The sequence below is a fragment of the Actinocorallia lasiicapitis genome, from assembly GCF_054778695.1.
The window spans coordinates 1-1,053 of the sequence record NZ_BAAGZI010000775.1; the positions used below are offsets into that span (position 1 = coordinate 1).

Consider the following 1,053-nt stretch of genomic DNA (forward strand, 5'->3'; position numbering starts at 1 on the left):
CAGCGCGTCACCGAGCCCGGACAGGTGCGGGAGCAGGTCGGCGCCGTGCAGGGGGCGTTCGGGGCCCGCGGGCAGCGGGTCGACGACCACACCGGCGGCCAGCTTGGTGCGGCGCTTGCCGGGCTGCTCGCGCCGGGTGTGGACGGTCACCTCGTGGCCCTGCTTGCCGAGCTCGCGGGCGAGGGCGCTCACCTGGTCGATATGGTCTACCGCGATCATCGAGATCTTCATGGGGGCTCCTTGCGGAGGCGCAGGAGCAGGCCCGGAAGACGAAGAAGAGTGCCGTCGGGACGCGCTCACGCGCCTCCGGGGATAGTTCGACGGAGTGATTCCGTCGCCGGAGGGCGTGCCTGCGTCTTAGGCACTCGTGTTCAGTGTTACCCAAACGAGACGATCGGTCCACCCCTAGTCGAGGGTTTGTGGCAGAAGTCTCAGTGCGACCATCGAGACGTCGTCGTCCATGTCGTCGCCGCAGAAGTCCAGCAAGGCGCGTTCGACGGCCGCGAGCAGGTCGGGCAGCGGCGCGGTGGCCTGGCCGGCCAGGACCTCGAGCAGCCGTTCCTCACCGAACCTGTCGCGCAGCTCGTCGCAGGCGTCGAGCACTCCGTCGGAGTAGAGCAGGACGGTGTCGCCCGGGGTCAGGACGACGGTCTCGGCGGCGCAGGCGAAGTCGTCGAACAGGCCGAGCGGCACGCCGCCGCCCTCCGTGGTGCGGACCAGGCCGTCCGCCTTGATCACCAGGATGGGCGGGTGGCCCGCGGTGGCGATCCGGAGCTCGTTGTCCTTGTTCAGCACGGCGTAGACGCCGGTCACGTAGCGTTCCTCGGCCAGCAGGGTCTCGTTGACCATGTCCAGGACCTCGGCCGGATCGGACTTCCAGCGGCCGAGCTGCCGGATGCCGTGCCGGGCCGCCGCGGTGACGGCCGCGGCCTCCTCGCCCTTGCCGCAGACGTCGCCGAGGACGAGGCCCCAGCCGTCGCCGGTGGGGAACACGTCGTAGAAGTCGCCGCCGACCTCGACGCCCGTGGTCGCCGCCACATAACGGGCGGCGAC

The 1,053-nt window shown here is 70.7% G+C and carries 1 protein-coding gene and 1 pseudogene; both read right to left on the reverse strand.

What is annotated here, in order from left to right; translation table 11 throughout:
• Positions 1–231 (reverse strand): annotated as a pseudogene (locus ACYVE7_RS34530) (hypothetical protein); the annotation flags it as partial.
• Between the two features lie 174 nt (positions 232–405).
• A partial coding sequence (locus ACYVE7_RS34535; protein WP_460370839.1) for a PP2C family protein-serine/threonine phosphatase occupies positions 406–1,053 on the reverse strand: 648 nt, incomplete at its 5' end.